The following is a 16,855-nucleotide window of genomic DNA, read 5'->3' on the forward strand; positions in this document are numbered from 1 at the left end:
CGCAGCGTCAGTCCGCCAGCACCTCGATCGAATCGACGCGATCGGGATAGAACGCCAGATGCTCCCCGATCTGCGCCACCGCCTCATAAGGCGCCTCGTACGTCCAGACGGCATTGACGCCGCGCTCGCCCGCCACGCTCACGCTGTAGTACGACGCCTCGCCCTTGTACGGGCAATAGCTCTGATGATCGGTGCGCGCCAAAAGCGACAGGTCGACATCCTTGCGCGGAATGTATTGCACCGGCGGATACGCCGCCTCGCGCAGCGTGAGCGCGTCGCGCGTATCGGCGATCACGCGGCCCGCCACCTTGACCACGACTCGTGAAGATGTCGGTGCGATATCGATCGGATGATCGGGCCCCGGGATTCGCTTGACTCTGGTTTGCGTCTGCATTCGATTCGGCTCCTGACATGACGTGAACATGTTCCTGCAACGAGGCCGCCGGGACTGGCCGACCATCCGATCATGCTACGTCATCGGATGCTGGGGAAAAACGCCGGCGCAACAAACAAAGATGTCGTTTCAGCCGAACAATCCACGATCGGCGACGCGGGTCACGCCCAGTGCGCCGGGACGAACACCCGTCCCACCCAGTGCGCGGGCACCCATACGACAGGACGCGGTGCCGGCGCGACATACACGACGTGCGACGGCGGCGGCGGAGCCACGACGACCGCAGGCGCAGGCGTCACGACAACCGGCGCGGGCGGCGGCGCGGCCACCACCACGGTCGACGGCGCCGGCGGCACGACCACGACCGTGGACGGCGGCGGGGGCGGCGGCACGACGACAACCGGCGCCGTGGCGACGACCGCCACCGTGGTGCCGGTCGTCGTGACACTGCCCGTCGTGACGGTCGACGATCTCGTCACCGTGCCGCTGGACGTGACCGTGCTGCCGTGCACACCGGTCACGCTGCCGGTCGTCGTCACGACGCCCGGTGCGACGCGCGTCGCGCTGCCGCCGTGCTCGACGGTGCCGCCGTCGTTGCCCGTCACCGTGCCCGAACGCGAGCAGGTCGAGCCCGCGCAGTTCGTCGATGCCGAATGGCCGACGGTATTGCCGCTGGCACCGTTGATCGTCCCCGACGACGAATACTGGCCGGGCGCCGTGCGCGTGACGGAGCCGTCGGTGGTGGCCGTCTTGCCGTCGGGACCGGTCAGGTTGCCGGAGTGGGAACAGCTGCCGCCCGCGCAGTTCGTGTCGCCCGCGTGCTGGACGGAGTTGCCGTAGCGGCCCGTCGCGGTGCCCGAGTTCGAGAACTGTCCGGGCGAGTTGCGGGTCACCGTGCCGGTGTTGGTGGCAACGCCGCCGAAGGGTCCCGCGACACCGCCCGCGTGCGAGCAGCTTCCACCGCCGCAGGAACCGAAGTGCGCGCCGTTGTACACCCCGCGCGACGTCGACATCGTGCCGTGCTGCGCCCATCCTGCTGAAGCCGGCGCGCTCGCGAAGGCGAACACGGCGGCGGCCGCCGCGAAAACGAGGTGGCGCAGGTTGATGCGTGCGGCCGGTGCGGCAAACGTGACGCCGGCATTCGGGCTGACAGACGATGAGATGTTCACGGGATGTCCTTCGCGGTTCGGGCCACTTCGCGCGGTGCGGCGTGGCGACGGAATGGACTATAGAAGAACGCGGCGGCGCGGTCTGTCGCAAACTTATTTCACGGGATTTCACGCGCGCGAGAGGCCCGTCGCCCGGGCCTCTGCGGCTACGCGAGCGGAGCGCGGGGCGTGCCGTCGGAGAGCGCGGCCGGTGCGGGAACGGCGGGCGTGTCGGGCGCGCCTGCGGGTACCGGCGCCAATTCGGCGATCGACAGACCGCTCGTCTCGTCCGATTCGGACAGCGAACCGGTGTTATCCGCCTTGCCGTGGTTGCGTCGCCATCCGGCGGGCGGCATGCCGAATTCACGCTTAAACGCGCGATTGAACGCCGCTTCAGATTCGTACCCCACCCGTTCCGCCACCGCCGCGAGCGACCGGGTGCCGGTGAGCAGTTCCTGCGACGCGATCTGCAGGCGCCAGCGCGCGAGATACTGCATCGGCGGCTGGCCGAGCAGCTGGGTAAAGCGTTGTGCGAGCGCCGATCGTGACAGGCCGGCCTTGCGCGCAAGTTCGTCGACGGTCCAGGCATGCGCCGGCTGCGCGTGCAGCAACGCGAGCGCCCTTCCGACGAAACGGTCGCCGACGCCCGCGAGCCAGCCCTTTCGATCGGCGGGCAGCGCGTCGATGCAGCGGCGCACCGCTTCCACGAAGAGCAGTTCCGAGAGCCGCGCGAGCACGATCGCGCTGCCGACGCGCCATTCGGCCGCTTCGGCCGCCGCGAATTTCAGCGACGATTCGAGCCATGCCGATTGCGGATCGTTGCGCATGTCGATCTTGAAGATGCGCGGCAGCGACGACAGCACGGGATTGCTCAGCGTGTCGTCGCAGGCGAGAAAGCCGCACACGAGACGCGTGCGCGCCCCGCCGCCGCCATAGCTCAGCTTCATCACCTGGCCGGGCGTCGCTTCGAGCTGGCTCGACAGCAGATCGCCCGTGGGCGCGGGCGCGAGTTCGAGCGAGCTGCCCATCAGGTGCGATTCGCCTTGTGGCACGACCAGCAGTTCGCCCGCATCCACGCGGATGGCGGACGCGGGATCGTCCGCGAGACCGGCCCAGCAGCTTCCTTCGGTGATCAGGTGATAGGAGACGACGCGTTCGGCGCGCGGCAGGAACGCGGCGCACAACGCCGCGTTCGCCTGGCCGTACAGGCACCAGGGCGCGGTGAAGTCGCCGTTTAGATAAACCGCGCCGCCGAGACGCACCACGCGAAGGACGTCGGATAAAGCATCCATGACAGGCCCATCAGTTTCGGCGTCCTGCGCAAAACATCTGGACGCCTGGTCATTCATCGATACCGCTCGCGCGCTGATACTAGCACTCACGCGATTCCGCAACAACGAACGGTCAAGCGCTCGCGGCGGAACCTGCAACCCACACCCTCGAAGGAGACCGACATGAGTCACGCAGATGCCTATCACGGCCAGTGTTTTTGCGGTGCAGTGCAGTTCACGGTGAGCGGCGAACCCGCGGGCATGGGTTATTGCCATTGCGAGTCGTGCCGGACCTGGTCGGCGGGACCCGTCAACGCGTTCACGCTCTGGAAGCCGGAGTCCGTGCGCGTCACGCGCGGCGCGGACCATATCGGCACTTACAACAAGACCGAGCACAGCTACCGCAAATGGTGCACGACGTGCGGCGGACATCTCTTTACCGAGCATCCGGGGCTCGGGCTCACGGATGTCTACGCGGCCGTCATTCCCGATTTTCCGTATGAAGCCGGCGTGCACGTCCATTACACCGAATCGAGGCTGCCCATCAAGGACGGCCTGCCCAAACTGAAGGACCTGCCGAAGGAAATGGGCGGCTCGGGCATCGGCGTCGCCGAGTAGCCGTCCCGCGTCCCTCGCATTCACGCTTTCCTTTGCCCGCCCGCCGCGCGGGTCACGCGCAGTCCGAAGCCGCGGCGACATTAGAACAGGCAGCAAGACCATGCACTCCCGCATCGCTGCCATCTTGCCTCTCAGGAGCATCGCCATGTCCGCAGTCGATACCGCTTTCTCGCCCGCCGCCGACCTCGCCGCCGTCAAGGTCCGTCAACAGGCCGCCTGGTCGACGGGCAACTATGCCGTCGTCGGTACCACGCTGCAGATCGTCGGCGAAAATCTTTGCGAGGCGCTCGACCTGCGCGCCGGCAGCCGCGTTCTCGACGTCGCCGCGGGCAACGGCAACGCGACGCTAGCCGCCGCACGCCGCTGGTGCGACGTCACCTCGACCGACTACGTCGCTTCGCTGCTCGACGCCGGCCGCGCGCGCGCCGGGGCCGAAGGCCTCGCGGTGCAGTTCCAGGAAGCGGATGCCGAAGCGCTGCCGTACGCCGACGCCTCGTTCGACGTCGTGATGTCGACTTTCGGCGTGATGTTCACGCCGAACCAGGAAAAGGCGGCGAGCGAACTCGCGCGCGTCTGCAAGCCGGGCGGGAAGATCGGCCTGGCGAACTGGACGCCGGAGAGCTTCATCGGCCAGCTCTTCAAGACGATCGGCAAGTACATCGCTCCGCCCGCAGGCGTGAAATCGCCGGCGCTCTGGGGCACGAAAGCCCGGCTGGAGGAGCTTTTCGGCGGCAGCGCCGCGAGCATCGTCGCGACGAGCCGCGACTTCACGTTCCGCTACCGGTCGCCGGCGCACTTCATCGAAGTGTTCCGCACCTACTACGGGCCGATGAACAAGGCGTTCGCCGCGCTCGAAGGCGAGCGGCAGGCCGCGTTCCTCGGCGAGCTGATGGCGCTGATGGAGAGCCGCAACCGGTCGGGCGACGCGACGCTCGTACTGCCGAGCGAGTATCTCGAAGTCGTGGTGGAACGAAAATGAACCGACTCAGGCGAAGAGTCGCCGATTCCCTCGCGTCCGGGCTGCGTCTGTGGCCTTCGGCCTGCGTGGTCGGCCTTCGGTATGGCTCGGCGTTTCTGGGCTTGCCGCTGAGCTCGTCGGTGTGCTTTTTCGGCCTTCGCTTCATCCTGACGGCGCTCGGCCTCTCGGCCTGAGCGCCGCTGCGGCCGCTTTGCCGGATTCGCCGCGTTCGCGTACGCGGCGAATCCGTGCGCCCCGGCGACTTCCGCGAGATGGCCGTCGCGCCTCGCCGGAATGCCTGCTACAACCGCCCTGCACCTTACTGCCGCGCGAACGACCGCCCAAAGGGTTCCGGCCGCGCCGGCACTGGCTCGACCGGATAGCCGCGCGCGACCCATGCGTCGAGTCCGCCCCTGAGCGTATGCGCGTGCTCGAAACCCTCGCCCCGCAGGCGCCCGCAGACCCTCTTCGCGGTGACATCGTTCGGACACACGCAATACACGACGACCTCGCGTTGCGCGAACCCCGAGCCCAGCGCGCGCGGCGCGTTCGGGTCGAGCAGCAGCGCGCCGGGAATGCGGTACGGCTCCTGGCTGACCGCGGTGGCAAGCCGCGCGTCGAGCACGACGGGCGGCGCGGCGGAATGCATCATCGCGTCGAGCTGTTCCGCCGAAATGGTCAGGTCCTGCAGCCATTTGCGCAGGCGCCAGCGCCGCAGGTACCGATAGCCGACGTAGAGCAGCGCAAGCGCCAGCAGCAGGTCGACGACCGTCGCGCCATGCTGCTCGACGGTGCGCAGCAGCATCGCCAGTTGCCGGCTGAAAAGCGCGCCGCCGAGCAGCCAGAAGCCCGCCCACGCGACGGCGCCGATTGCATCCCACGTCACGAACGCCCGGGCCGCGATGCGCGTCGTGCCCATCAGCGGCGGCGTGATGAGCGCGAGCCCCGGCACGAACTTGCAGATGGACACGATCGGCACGCCGAAGCGCTCGAAGAGCGAGCGCGTCGTCTGCACGCTGGAGTCGATGGAAAGCGAAAAGCGCGCGAGCCGGTTGATCAGCGGCCGTCCGTAGACGCGCCCCGCCGAAAACCACACGCCGTCGCCGATGAGCGCGGCGAGCACCGCGGCGAGCAGGACGTGCGTGAACGAGAGCGTGCCGTGCGCCACCGCCGAGCCCGCGAAGACGAGCACAGGCACCGCCGGCACCGGCACGCCGAGACGCGTGCACAACACATTGACGAACACGGCCTCGCTGCCCCATGCCGTGACCGCTGCTGGCGTGACGTGTATCAATTACCGCCTCCTTCCATCGTTTCCCGCTGCTGCTGCACCGTCGCGCGGCCGCGTTTCATTGTTGCATGCACCGCCGCACCTCGCTGAGCCCCACCGGGGCGAGCCCGCCGCGTCACTGCGCGCGCGACGCGATCAGCGTCACCCGTACACCCTCGCAGCCCATGCTGCGCGCCACCTCGATGTCGTGCCACGGCGATCCTTCGCCGTGCTCGGCGATCATCGGCTCGACCTGCCGGGTCGGACGGAGCACGTTGAACGGCCACGACGGGCGGCGCAGGCGCTCGTGAACCAGCGAGCCGAGCCAGATCGGCGCGGCGGGCGAGCCGTCCTGGCGTTCGACGGCATAACGCGTCGGCCAGAAGCGCAGCACGTCGCGCTGGTCGTCGCCCTCGTGCGAGCGCACGAATTCGAGCTGCGACGGCTCGCCGTTGTTCAGGCGCGGCAGCACCGGCAACGCCGTCGCCGTGACGTTCGGCGACACCAGCGACAACAGGCTGTGCGCCGACAGCCGCGTGCCTTCGGTCCAGCCGCGGCTTTCGAGTTGCGCCTTCATCTGCTCGGCGGTCGCGGCCCATTGCACGGTGATCGGTTCGCGCCGGTCGCCCTCCATGTTCGAGCGATAGCACGAAAACGTGCGCCAGATCTTGTCGGTCCATTGCCCCGGGGTCACGACGATGACCTCCGGACGCTGCGCGCCCTCGGCTGTCGGAAAGGCGTTCCCGGTCGCGAGCTGGACCGCGACCGCCACGCCGATCACCGCCAGCACGGCCACGGGCATCAGGGGTCGCGCGCGCGGCTTTTCCGGATGGCGCCAGACCGCCGTCAACGCGACCAGGAACACCCAGATCGCCGCGAGCGCCGCGCCGCCGAGCGCGTCGGAGAGCGTGAAGCGGTCGAAGTAGAGTCCGGCGAGCGTGACGGCCGAGACGACCGCGACCGTCGCGACCGCGACCAGCACGCGCGCCACCGTGCCCACGCGCCGCTCCACTATAAATGCGAGAAAACCGTAGATGATGACGGCCGCCGCGACGTGGTTGCTCGGAAAGGCGCGCGCGTTCGACGCCAGCGCGCCGAGCGGCAAATGGCGCGTCGCGATCTGGATCGCGAGGATCAGCACCTGCGAGAACGCCACGGCCGCGAGCCAGTAAGCGATGGTGCGCCAGCGCCGCTCTAGCGCCATCCACGCGATCACCAGCACGACGAGCGCCGAGAGCGTCGGCAGGCTGCCGAGCGTCGAGAATACGGCGAGGAGGTCGTCGGCCCAGGTCGAGCGGAACGACTGCAGGAACCGGTACGCCGACATGTCGACCTGCACGATGGGGTCGCCGTGGGCGATGTCCTCGAGCGTCGAGAAGAACACCGCCGCCGATACGAGCAGGAACACCGAGATCGTCGCGATCAGGCCGGCCGCCGGGCTCTCGGGACTGAGCGCGCGCATCACGACGCGCCGGGAGCGCCCCGGATGCCGCTCGGCCCATGCGATCAGGCGTTGCCGCGAGCTGCTGGTCCACGAGCGCGCGTGCGAAACCGTGATGCGGATCACGTTGTAGGTGAGCCAGGCCGCGACGGCGACGATCGCGACGACCACCACGAGCCGGAACGACACCGCGCCCGCCAGTTCGATCGACGCGCCGAACACCACGCCCGGCAGGATGTGCACGGGCGCCCACAGCAGCGCGGAGAGCACGTTGACCGCGAAAAAGCGCGCGGGCGCCATGCCGAGCATGCCCGCGACTACCGGCACGACCGCGCGCAGCGGCGGCAGGAAACGCGCCGTCACGACGCTTTTTGCGCCGTGCATCACGAAGTATTTCTCGCCCGCCGCGAGCACCGCGGGATGCGTGCGAAACGGCCAGATCTGCCGGAGCGACTCTTGGTAGCGCGCGCCGACCCAGTAGCTCGCAGCGTCGCCGGCGATGGCGCCCGCGATCGCGCAGACGAATACCCAGCCGAGATTGAGCGTGCCCGTGCCGACGAGCGCGCCCGCGACGAACATCGCCGTGCTTCCCGGGACGAACGTTCCGATGAATGCGACCGACTCCAGCAGCGCCGCAAGCGCGACCACGGCGAGCGCCCACCCGGGATGCCCCGACAGCATATGCAGCAACTTGAAATAGGCATGCTCCATCGGCAGCTCCGTGTTCTTTGGTCCGATTCTAGACCTGTTGGCGCGACGTCTACGGCCACCGGCAGAGCGCGGCGATCGCAACAATCGGGAGCCGGGACGATGTCGATTCCGGCGCGCGCCGTTCGTCGTATCGATGGGAGGCGCACGTTGCGCGCCCGTTCCCTCATCGGAAATTGGAGGTGGTACATGAATTACGTCGATGGATTCGTCGCGGCGGTGCCCGTCGCCAATCGCGAGGCCTATGTGAAGCATTCCCGCCTCGCCGCGGCCGTGTTCAAGGAGCACGGCGCGCTGAAGCTCGTCGAGTGCTGGGGCGACGACGTCCCGGACGGCGAGCTGACGTCCTTCCCGATGGCGGTCAAGCGCAAGGGCGACGAGGTCGTGGTGTTCGCGTGGATCATCTGGCCGTCGCGCGAGACGCGCGACGCCGGCATGAAAGCCGTGATGGCCGACCCGCGCGTTCAGCCCGACGTCAACCCGATGCCATTCGACGGCCGCCGTCTGATCTACGGCGGCTTCCAGGTGATCGTCGACGAATGAATGTAGTGAGCGTTCCGTCACGTGCCGATCGATGCGGTGCACAACGTGACGGGTCTGCAGGTAGGCATCCGTAAGCGGGGATGTGCGAAGGCGGTCGTCGTGGGATAAAGCGCAAAAGACGCCAGGCGTCGGTGCGACGCGAATCCCGGGCGACAGGAGACGACATGCCTTCAGACAACTTTATGCAGCCGGTAACGCGCGGCTACACGGGCGCAGCACGAGAGCCGCGTGCGACCCAGCGAAGAAAAGGTGCGCGCGCACCGGTCAAGCTCGCCGGGCCGGTCGGCCGCTCGTGGCTGCTCTGGGCATTCGTGCTGCTCGTGAATATCGCGGGCGGCGTCTTCCTCTGGCTGCTGATGCCGCCCGGCAACTGCGGGCAGGACGAGCAGTGCGGCATCGCCGAAAGTGTGCGCTCGTGGCTGTGGGGCATGGTCGGCCGCTCGCCCGCGCACGGCGACGCGTTGCGCGGACTCATGTCACCCGACGATTTTGTCGTCGCGATCCTGCTGGCGGCGATCGCCTCGATGCTCATCGCCGCGCCCTTCATCGGCTTTCTCACGCGCGGCTGGTTCGCGCGCTTCGACGAATTCCGCAACAGCCTGCAGGACGGCGCGCTCTTCGCGTACCTGCGGCGCTTCCGGTCGGTGCGTCTCCTGGGCGAAATCCATCGCGGTCCGTCGGCCGAGCGGCCGAGCGAGGAAGCGCTCGGCGAAGAAGCGACGTGGAAGGCGCTCGAATCCCGCCACGCGGACGTGAGCGGCCGCGTCTTCGAGACCATCTATCACGAGGAGTTCGGGCTTTATTCGTTCCTGCCGCCGTTCCTGCTGCTCGTCGTCATCACCTATGCCGAAGCCGTCCTGCTGGCGCCGCTGCGCGCCTGCGGTGGCGATTCGCCCGCGTGCCACGGCGTAATTTTCGGCGCCGGCGCGCAACTCGTGATCAGCGCGATTGCCGGCGCCTACATGTTCGCGGTGAGCGACGCCGTCATCAACATCCGTCGCCGCTCGCTGAACGTGTCCGACGTCTACTGGTACGCGTTGCGCGCGTTTCTCGCCCTGCCCATCGCGACGCTCTTCGCGGCCGCGCCCGGCGACAGCATGAAGCCGGTGTTCGCATTCGCCGTCGCGATGCTGCCGGTCGACGTGCTGATGAAGGAGATCCGGCGCCTTGCCTATCCGGCGTCGCTCGCGCAGACCAATCCCGAGGAAAAGGGCGACCAGTTGCTGACGCTCGCCGGCGTGACGACGCCCGTCGTCGGGCTGTTTCTTGCCGAGGGCGTGTATTCGGTGGAGCAGATCGCCGCATCCGACCCGGTGCTGCTCGCGATCCGCACCGGCCTGCCGTTTCGCTTCGTGCTCCGGCTCGGCGGACAGGCCATCGTGCGGCGTCATCTTGGCGACCGCGCACGCGAACTCGTGCCGCTCGGTCTCGCGGATGCCGGTCCCATCTGCGACCTCGTGAAGCGGGAAAGCGAAGGCGACGGGTTCGCGGTCGCGACCGAAGCCGTGCGCACGAGGCTTGTCGCGGAGGGCGACAAGGACATTCCGCTCGGGCTCGTGCAGATGAAATTCCGCCAGATCGCGGGCGAGGAGTACGCGCGGATGCTCTCGAAAATCGGGCCGCTGAGGTATTCCGCATCCGACCTCGGCGGCGCGCCGGCGGCGGTCTTCAATCCCGCGCAAAAGGCCGCCGCATAAGGCTCGGCGCCACGTGACATACCGCGAAATAATTGTTGAATGGAGTTCGCGAAGCCGCTCACCCATACTCGCCTCTGTCGCTGGAGCACGAAAGAAAGCGCGCCAGCCGAGGAGTATCGCGCAGCAACGACATCGCACAACGATGTCCGGATTGTCCGGCGATACGTCGATCACGATAGAGACACGGCTGTGTCGGTTGAGAGGGTGAACATGTTTGCTTCGATCGGTTCTTTCGGTATTGCGGGTCGCAAGGGTGTGCGGATGGCTTCGGCGGCGATCGCCTTCAGTTCGATGATGCTGGCGGGATGCGCAGGCACCGGCGCTACCGCCGCGCAATATTCGGCGGCACCCGCGGCGCGGCCGGACAACATCTACGTGTACGCGTTCGACAGCGCAGCCGGCGAAGTCAAGCTCGACAGCGGCATCATGCAGAAGATGAAGGCGCGGGTCGAAGGCAAGTCGGCGGCCGACGAGCAGTCCGTCGACGCCGCCGAAGTCCGCGAGGACGTGGCAAACGAGATCGTCAAGCAGTTGCAGTCGATGGGCCTGCATGCGGTCCGCTCCGACGCACCCGCGCCGGCCGGCGAGAACGTGCTGCTCGTGACCGGCCACTTCGACGACATCGATGCCGGCAGCCGCCGCCGCCGCACGCTCGTCGGGCTGGGTGCGGGCAAGAGCGAGGTGAGCACGTCGGTGCAGATTCTCTACAAGCCGGCGGGCGGTGGCGCGCAGCTCGTGCAGAGTTTCGATGCGAGCGCCGACAGCGGCAAGATGCCCGGCGTCGCGGAAACGGCGGGGGTATCGGCCGCGGCGGGTGCGGGCCTGCACGGCGCGACCGAAGCGAAGCGCGACAGCGTGTCCGCCGACGCGAAGCATCTCGGCGATTCGATCGCGAAGCAGATCGCGGAAGTCGGTGTCGCGCAAGGATGGATGTCGACCAGCCGGGTCAAGGGCTGATCCAGTCGAATCAGGGCGGGACGAGCGCCCGTTTGGCGTCGTCCGACTGTGCACGACATGTTCGCGCTTTTCGCGCACCGTGCGCGAGAAAAGCCGCGCGACAATCGATTACATGCGCAGTCTTGACCAGGACGAATTCCATCGCCGTGTGAGCGGCTACGCACAGATGATTCCGCACGGGGCGCCTGAAGCTTCGAAGCCGGATCGCGCCGCACGTGCGCCGCAGCTTCGGCTTGGCCGGGGAGAGCCTCGATGGGATCGACACCTTTGCAGGGACGCCGCCGCTTTCTCGGCGCCACGCTGTGCGGCGCGTTCGCAGTGTGCGGCGGCAGCAACTCGAACGCCGGCGAGTCACAGCCCGCTCCCGTCCCCGTCCCCGAGAAACAGATCAACGACGCGATCGGACAGATCGACAAACTCGCCGCCGAACTGATGTCGAGCACCGGCGTCCCGGGCATGGCGGTGGCAGTCGTGCGCAACGGCCAGACGGTCTACGCGAAAGGCTTCGGCACGCGGCTCGTCGGCTCGGGCCAGCCGGTCGACGCCGACACCGTCTTCCAGCTCGCGTCGGTATCGAAGTCGGTCGGGTCGAGCGTGGTTGCGCATCAGGTCGGGATAGGCAGTGTGGCGTGGAACACGCCAGTGCGCGCGCATCTGCCGTGGTTCGCGCTCTCCGATCCCGAAGTGAGTCAGACCATCGAGATCGCGGACCTGTACTCGCACCGCTCGGGTCTGCCCGATCACGCCGGCGACCGTCTCGAGGACATGGGCTATGGTAAGAGGGAAATCCTCGAACGTCTGCGCTTTTTGCCGCTGCATCCGTTCAGAAACTCATACTTCGATACGAACTTCGGGGTGACGGCGGCGGCGGTGTCCGTCGCGGCGGCGGCGGGGATCGACTGGGCGACGCTCTCGGAGCAGGTCATCTATCAGCCGCTCGGCATGAGCAGCACGAGTTCGCGCTACGCCGACTTCGCCGCGCGCAGCAACCGCGCGCTCGGGCATGTGAAGGTGAACGGCAAGTGGGTGCAGGGCCTCGGGACGACGCCCGATGCGCAATCGCCGGCGGGCGGCGTCAGCTCGTCGGTCAACGACATGGCAAAGTGGCTCGCGATGATGCTCGGCAAGGGCGTGTTCAACGGCCGCCGCATCGTCGACGAGAAGGCGCTCGCCGCCGCCACCAGCGCGCAGGTGCAGTCCGTGCCGGAGGGCGACGGCCATCCCGCGAGCTTTTACGGCTACGGCTTCAATGTCGGCACGACTGCGGCGGGACGCCCGAGTTTCAGTCACTCCGGCGCGTTCGGCGCGGGCGCTGCGACCAACTTTCTGGTTGTGCCGTCGACGGGAGTCGCGATCATCGCGCTCACCAACGGCTATCCGATCGGCGTGCCTGAGACACTGACCGCACAGTTCTTCGATCTCGTGCAGTTCGGCTCGATCCAGCGCGACTGGGCGAAGCTCTACGCCAATGCGTTCGCGTCGCTCAGCAAGCCGGAGGGATCGCTCGTCGGCGTGGCGCCGCCCGCGTCGCCGCTGCCGGCCCGGGCGCTTTCCACCTACACGGGGACCTGTCGCAACGACTACTACGGGCCGATCCAGGTGATCGATCGGGGCGGCTCGCTCGTGCTCTCGATCGGACCGCGTCCGATGATGCTGCCGCTCACGCATTGGGACGGCGATGTCTTCACCTTCACGCTCGTCAACGAGAACGCATCGCCGGGCACGATCTCGAAGGCGTTGTTCCTGAGCAACCGCGTGACGCTCGAGTATTACGACGAGGACGGCGTCGGCACGTTCATCCGCTGATCGTCGGCTTCGCGGGCCTTCGGCGGCTCGGCTTGCGCGACGGCGGGCGGCAGCAATTCGCCGCGCAACATCAGCGCGACCGTCTTCACGACCAACATGCCGATCACCACGTTCGCAGCGATGAAGAGCGATGAAGCGAGCCACGCGACGAGCCCGGTGCTGCCGCGCTCGACCATGCGCATTGCCAGCGTCGGCAGTGCCGCGACGCCGAAACTGAACGCCCAGTACGACGGCGCGAAGGCTTGCTTGCGAATCCACGGCAGGAGGCGCAACAGCAGGAGCGCCTGATAGAGACCGTAGCCGAGCAGGATCATCGCGAACCCGTCGGGCGTGCCGCTCGTGATGCTCATATACGTCACACCGCCCACTACGGGAGGCGCAAGCTGGATGCCGAGCGTCGGCCGCAGCGCGTCGGGCAGCGGATCATGCACCGCCGCGCGATGCAGCATCATCGATTCGAGCGCAAGCCACGACAGCACGCCCGCGCCAAAGAAGAGCGCGCCGGCCTGGGTCCAGCCGAATGCGGCCGCCGTCGTTCCGGCGACGAAACTGGTGCCTACGGAAGGCAGGTAGATGGCGGGCGTCGTGAATTCCGGCTTGCGTCCGCCCTGCCAGAAGCGGCCATGCAGGTAGACGCCGAGCGCGAGCGCACTCGCTGCCGCGACGACGAACACCGCGAAGGCCAGCGGCCGCGCATAGTGCATCAGCGCCTGCGCGGCGAGCAGGCTCGACACCGGCCCGAGCGCCGCAAACGACGACTGCACCGGATGCTGCATCTCGGCCACCGCTGCGTCGCGATGCACGATCCACTTGTGCGCATAGCCGGCCAGCACCGCGACCCACACCGCAAGCGCCGCGAGCGTCAGCCAGTGTGCGGCAGCGGCCGGCACGGGCCAGATTCTCTCCGCGACCCGCCACGCATTCGCCATCGCCAGCGCGCCCACCGCAATGCCGAAGAACGCCACCGGCATCGGTCCACGATTCTTTTTCACCGCCGTTCCTCCCGAAAGGATTGCGACGGGCCCACTTTGTTGCGGCGGGCCGTCGATGGAACGTAATTTAGCGGGCGCTGCGTTTTTCGTGAATGCCGGTGAGACTCATGAACATGCTCGATCGGATCAAACGGCGTTACTGGCGCACGGTGGCGCTCGCCTGCTGGGACGCTTGCGCCGGCAGCACCGACGTCAGAACGGTAGCCGGCAGGTGTTTCGCCTCTTCCTTGTTCACTGCGCCGACGAACTTCCAGCCGCCGGGCATTTTCACGAAGGTGAAGCCGGTGGGCTGATCGACGAAGATGTCGAAGGTCTTGGCCGAATCGGTGGACACGGCGACGGCAGCTGCCTGCGCGAACGAAGCGACGGGACCGGCGAGAATGGCTGCGGCGATGGCCGCGCGGATCAGTGCTTTCATGAAGACAACTCCTTAAAACAGAACGATGCCGGCAAAAGCCGGTCATCTGATTTATGTAACGATTGATACATATATTAGTCGAACCGGCTGGTGTCTGTCCAGCATTTTTGTTATGCTCGATACATAAATAATGAAGACGCCGCGAACGGGCGTCCGTTGAACAGGAGCGCAGATGTCATCGGTGAATGAGGAAGCGGCACGGCGGCCACGCGGCCGGCCGCGCGCCTTCGATCGCGACGCCGCCTTGCGGTGCGCGATGGAAGTGTTCTGGGAGAAGGGTTTCGACGGCACGTCGATGAGCGATCTCGCCGACGCAATGGGCATCAATTCGCCGAGCCTCTACGCGGCGTTTGGTGGCAAGGAAGATCTTTTTCGCGAGGCGCTCGGGCTTTACGGAAGCGCGGAAGGGGCGATTGCGCGCAGGGCGCTCGAAGAAAACGCAGGCGGGCGCGAAGCGATCGCCGCCATGTTCAGACGCAACATCGAACTGTTCACGCGGCCCGGCAGGGCGCGTGGTTGCATGCTGATTCTCGGTACGATCCGGGTTGGCGCCGAACACGAGGCGCTGCGCGCCATGTTGCGCAAAGGCCGTCTTGGCCTCACCTCGATGATCAGAAAGCGGCTTCTGAAAGCCGTGGAAGACGGCCAGCTCGCACCTTCCGTCGATACCGAATCGCTCGCGGCGCTGTGCGTCACCGTGCTGTGCGGCATCTCCGTTCAGGCGCACGACGGCGCGTCGCGCGCGTCGCTCATCAGCGCGATTGATGCGTTCGTTGCCTCGCTGCCGTTCGATGATAAACCGCGTGGTTCGTGATGGCTCGTGCTACTGGGTTTTTACACCGTTTGATGTTTCTGCCGCCTCTATGGAACTTGCTTTCTTTGTGGTCTATTTGCTCTGCCCCTGTCCGGGGCGGGACTTACTTTCTTTGCTGCTGCAAAGAAAGTAAGCAAAGAAAGCAGCTTTTCAAGCAGCAGTCTTAGGACGGCAACGCCTTTGAAGTACTGAGTGGACATGCCGCCTAAGTGTCGCCCTCGAAGAACTTCAGGGGCTTGGCGCGCGGCACGCACCGTGACATCGCACAGTGAACAAGTTGGCACAGCAGTCATTCATCCGTTTTCGCTTCGCTGGACGAAAGGTACATTCGTCGCGCGGTTGAGGTTCGCGGTCGAGGTTGCAAACCGCTGGTTTTCGGTTGTGCCCGTCGTCCGAGCGAAGCGCGGACGGACCGGAACGAAGTGCTTACCACTTTGTTGGACTGCGAGGGGTGCAGTGCGTGCGCGCGCCAAACCGGGTCGGTCCTTTGAGGGCGACACTTAGGGGCTGGGCCAGTCAGTTGTGCGAGGGCGTTGACGTGCTGTGACTGCTGCCAGAAAAGCTGCTTTCTTTGCTTACTTTCTTTGCAGCAGCAAAGAAAGTAAGTCCCGCCCCGGACAGGGGCAGAGCTAATAGACCGCCAAGAAAGCAAGTTCCATAGAAGCGAAGCAAAATCAAACGGTGTTCAAAAAGCGCCAGCAAAAACCTCACCGTCCGATGGACCCCGCCGAAGGGGGATAAGTAACGATCCCCCAGGCCAATGGCAGGTCCCCGATCTGCTTGATCGTCTGATAGTTCTCGGCATCGAGCACATAAACCGCATTCGACCTCCCGCAGGCGAGCAGCAGTTTCCCCCCGTCCGGCGTAAAGCTGAAGTGCCAGCACCGCTGCCCCACCGGAACATCGCTCACATGCTCATAAGTCTTGCCATCGAACACCTGCAAGGTCTTGTCCCGCGATGCGGCCACAAAGAGCCGCTTACCGTTCGGCCCGAACGCAATCCCATACGGCCCCGTCTTCGTATCGACGGTCTTCACCGTCTTCAGACTGCGCCCGTCGAGCACGACGAACTTGTTGGCGTTCTCCAGCGTGACGACATACTGCTTGCCATCCGGCGAAGCCTTGATCCCGCGCGGCCGCGACCCCTTCGCAAGCTTCACGGTGCGGACGGGCTTGCCCGTCCCCACGCGATACACCGACACCGTATCGTCGCCCTCGTTGGTCACGAGAATCTCCTTGCCATCCGGCGAAAACTCGACGCCCTCCGTCTCATGCCCGCTCTTCACCGAATGCACGACCTTCAGGCTCTTCAGGTCGACGATGGCAACCTCCGCCGGCGGTGAATTCTCATCTTCCTTCTCTTCCTGCGGCGGCTGTCCCGGCGGACCGCTCTCGCCCGGCTCGTAAGTCACATACGCGTAGCCCTTGAACACCCGCACGAACTCCGGATTCTGGCCGATCTTCGCGCGGCGCACGATCTGTCCCGTCGACGTATCGATCTCCGAGAGATCGCCCGTCGCCTTGTTCGCGACGTAGAGCCGCGTGCCGTCCGCATTCAGGCTCAGGCCGCGCGGACCGTCCTTGCCGAGCGAGATGGTCTTCGTGAGCGTCATCTGGTCGAGGTCGATCACGCCGACACCCGCCGTCTCGCTCGTCACGTAGGCCACCGGCGCGGCAGCGTGGGCGGCGTTGAAGGCGCTTGCGGCAAGCGTCGTCGCGGAAAGCAGCACGAGGCGCGCCGCCTTGTATCTGTCTTGCATGTTCGTCTCCGGCGTATTGTTCTTTGCCGCGCACAGGCAATGCCGCCACGATGCGCGAGC

At 66.5% G+C, this 16,855-nt stretch carries 16 protein-coding genes; 8 read left to right on the forward strand and 8 right to left on the reverse strand.

The genetic code is table 11. The features are described from left to right. Window positions 1-7: 7 nt before the first annotated feature. The 3 genes from AWB81_RS06215 to AWB81_RS06225 form a co-directional block, all read right to left on the reverse strand. Window positions 8-394, reverse strand: coding sequence for a DUF427 domain-containing protein (locus AWB81_RS06215; protein WP_062633294.1), 387 nt, complete (start codon window positions 392-394; stop codon window positions 8-10). A 161-nt stretch (window positions 395-555) separates the two neighbouring features. Further along, a complete protein-coding gene (locus AWB81_RS06220) occupies window positions 556-1,563 on the reverse strand; it encodes a hypothetical protein (protein ID WP_062633295.1) in 1,008 nt (335 codons plus the stop codon). A 146-nt stretch (window positions 1,564-1,709) separates the two neighbouring features. Next, a complete protein-coding gene (locus AWB81_RS06225) occupies window positions 1,710-2,834 on the reverse strand; it encodes an AraC family transcriptional regulator (RefSeq protein ID WP_087134826.1) in 1,125 nt (374 codons plus the stop codon). A 162-nt stretch (window positions 2,835-2,996) separates the two neighbouring features. On the opposite strand from AWB81_RS06225, the gene AWB81_RS06230 reads away from it, so the two are divergent. The 3 genes from AWB81_RS06230 (at window position 2,997) to AWB81_RS45625 (ending at window position 4,583) form a co-directional block, all read left to right on the forward strand. Beyond that, on the forward strand, window positions 2,997-3,431 hold the full coding sequence (locus tag AWB81_RS06230; protein ID WP_062633297.1) for a GFA family protein: 435 nt from the start codon (window positions 2,997-2,999) through the stop codon (window positions 3,429-3,431). 145 nt (window positions 3,432-3,576) lie between these two features. Next, window positions 3,577-4,410, forward strand: coding sequence for a class I SAM-dependent methyltransferase (locus AWB81_RS06235; protein ID WP_062633299.1), 834 nt, complete (start codon window positions 3,577-3,579; stop codon window positions 4,408-4,410). Further along, window positions 4,407-4,583 (forward strand): hypothetical protein, encoded by a 177-nt coding sequence (locus tag AWB81_RS45625; RefSeq protein WP_159938831.1) that lies wholly within the window; start codon window positions 4,407-4,409, stop codon window positions 4,581-4,583. Before AWB81_RS06235 ends, AWB81_RS45625 begins: the two co-directional genes overlap by 4 nt. A 125-nt stretch (window positions 4,584-4,708) precedes the next feature. On the opposite strand, the gene AWB81_RS06240 is transcribed toward AWB81_RS45625, so the two are convergent. Continuing rightward, a complete protein-coding gene (locus AWB81_RS06240; RefSeq protein ID WP_062633300.1) occupies window positions 4,709-5,683 on the reverse strand; it encodes a VTT domain-containing protein in 975 nt (324 codons plus the stop codon). A 112-nt stretch (window positions 5,684-5,795) separates the two neighbouring features. Next, window positions 5,796-7,811, reverse strand: a complete 2,016-nt coding sequence (locus tag AWB81_RS06245; RefSeq protein WP_062633302.1) for a VTT domain-containing protein — start codon at window positions 7,809-7,811, stop codon at window positions 5,796-5,798. 186 nt (window positions 7,812-7,997) lie between these two features. Here AWB81_RS06245 and AWB81_RS06250 point away from each other — a divergent pair, with 186 nt between their 5' ends. The 4 genes from AWB81_RS06250 to AWB81_RS06265 all read left to right on the forward strand — a co-directional run bounded on the left by AWB81_RS06250 (window position 7,998) and on the right by AWB81_RS06265 (window position 12,811). Then, window positions 7,998-8,351: a DUF1428 domain-containing protein gene (locus AWB81_RS06250; RefSeq protein ID WP_062633304.1), complete on the forward strand. Its 354-nt coding sequence runs from the start codon at window positions 7,998-8,000 to the stop codon at window positions 8,349-8,351. A gap of 164 nt (window positions 8,352-8,515) precedes the next feature. Continuing rightward, window positions 8,516-10,048 carry a hypothetical protein gene (locus AWB81_RS06255; RefSeq protein WP_144444084.1) on the forward strand — a complete coding sequence of 511 codons (1,533 nt, stop codon included), beginning with the start codon at window positions 8,516-8,518 and terminating at the stop codon, window positions 10,046-10,048. 210 nt (window positions 10,049-10,258) lie between these two features. After that, the gene (locus AWB81_RS06260; RefSeq protein WP_062633308.1) at window positions 10,259-11,005 is read left to right on the forward strand and encodes a DUF4410 domain-containing protein; all 747 of its coding nucleotides are present in this window, start codon (window positions 10,259-10,261) and stop codon (window positions 11,003-11,005) included. A gap of 252 nt (window positions 11,006-11,257) precedes the next feature. Further along, window positions 11,258-12,811, forward strand: coding sequence for a serine hydrolase (locus AWB81_RS06265; protein WP_062633310.1), 1,554 nt, complete (start codon window positions 11,258-11,260; stop codon window positions 12,809-12,811). Here AWB81_RS06265 and tehA read toward each other — a convergent pair. Beyond that, window positions 12,775-13,803, reverse strand: coding sequence for a dicarboxylate transporter/tellurite-resistance protein TehA (gene tehA / locus AWB81_RS06270; RefSeq protein ID WP_087134827.1), 1,029 nt, complete (start codon window positions 13,801-13,803; stop codon window positions 12,775-12,777). The genes AWB81_RS06265 and tehA overlap by 37 nt on opposite strands. A 136-nt stretch (window positions 13,804-13,939) precedes the next feature. Next, entirely contained in the window at window positions 13,940-14,221 is a 282-nt protein-coding gene (locus tag AWB81_RS45630; RefSeq protein ID WP_062633314.1) for a hypothetical protein, read from the reverse strand. Window positions 14,222-14,393: 172 nt separating this feature from the next. Here AWB81_RS45630 and AWB81_RS06280 point away from each other — a divergent pair, with 172 nt between their 5' ends. Continuing rightward, window positions 14,394-15,035, forward strand: a complete 642-nt coding sequence (locus AWB81_RS06280; protein WP_062633316.1) for a TetR/AcrR family transcriptional regulator — start codon at window positions 14,394-14,396, stop codon at window positions 15,033-15,035. A gap of 707 nt (window positions 15,036-15,742) precedes the next feature. Here the strand turns inward: AWB81_RS06280 and AWB81_RS06285 are convergent. Beyond that, complete coding sequence (locus AWB81_RS06285) at window positions 15,743-16,795, reverse strand: beta-propeller fold lactonase family protein (RefSeq protein ID WP_062633318.1); 1,053 nt, start codon at window positions 16,793-16,795, stop codon at window positions 15,743-15,745. Window positions 16,796-16,855: the final 60 nt, after the last annotated feature.

Origin of the sequence: Caballeronia arationis, from assembly GCF_001544975.2 — a bacterium.
GTDB lineage: Bacteria > Pseudomonadota > Gammaproteobacteria > Burkholderiales > Burkholderiaceae > Caballeronia > Caballeronia arationis.

Coding starts and splice junctions, on each gene's coding strand:
- AWB81_RS06285 (WP_062633318.1), bottom strand. CDS start 16,795: ATGCAAGACAGATACAAGGCGGCGCGCCTCGTGCTGCTTTCCGCGACG.
- AWB81_RS06235 (WP_062633299.1), top strand. CDS start 3,577: ATGTCCGCAGTCGATACCGCTTTCTCGCCCGCCGCCGACCTCGCCGCC.
- AWB81_RS06280 (WP_062633316.1), top strand. CDS start 14,394: ATGTCATCGGTGAATGAGGAAGCGGCACGGCGGCCACGCGGCCGGCCG.
- AWB81_RS06215 (WP_062633294.1), bottom strand. CDS start 394: ATGCAGACGCAAACCAGAGTCAAGCGAATCCCGGGGCCCGATCATCCG.
- AWB81_RS45625 (WP_159938831.1), top strand. CDS start 4,407: ATGAACCGACTCAGGCGAAGAGTCGCCGATTCCCTCGCGTCCGGGCTG.
- AWB81_RS06230 (WP_062633297.1), top strand. CDS start 2,997: ATGAGTCACGCAGATGCCTATCACGGCCAGTGTTTTTGCGGTGCAGTG.
- AWB81_RS06225 (WP_087134826.1), bottom strand. CDS start 2,834: ATGGATGCTTTATCCGACGTCCTTCGCGTGGTGCGTCTCGGCGGCGCG.
- AWB81_RS06245 (WP_062633302.1), bottom strand. CDS start 7,811: ATGGAGCATGCCTATTTCAAGTTGCTGCATATGCTGTCGGGGCATCCC.
- AWB81_RS06250 (WP_062633304.1), top strand. CDS start 7,998: ATGAATTACGTCGATGGATTCGTCGCGGCGGTGCCCGTCGCCAATCGC.
- AWB81_RS45630 (WP_062633314.1), bottom strand. CDS start 14,221: ATGAAAGCACTGATCCGCGCGGCCATCGCCGCAGCCATTCTCGCCGGT.
- AWB81_RS06260 (WP_062633308.1), top strand. CDS start 10,259: ATGTTTGCTTCGATCGGTTCTTTCGGTATTGCGGGTCGCAAGGGTGTG.
- AWB81_RS06265 (WP_062633310.1), top strand. CDS start 11,258: ATGGGATCGACACCTTTGCAGGGACGCCGCCGCTTTCTCGGCGCCACG.
- AWB81_RS06255 (WP_144444084.1), top strand. CDS start 8,516: ATGCCTTCAGACAACTTTATGCAGCCGGTAACGCGCGGCTACACGGGC.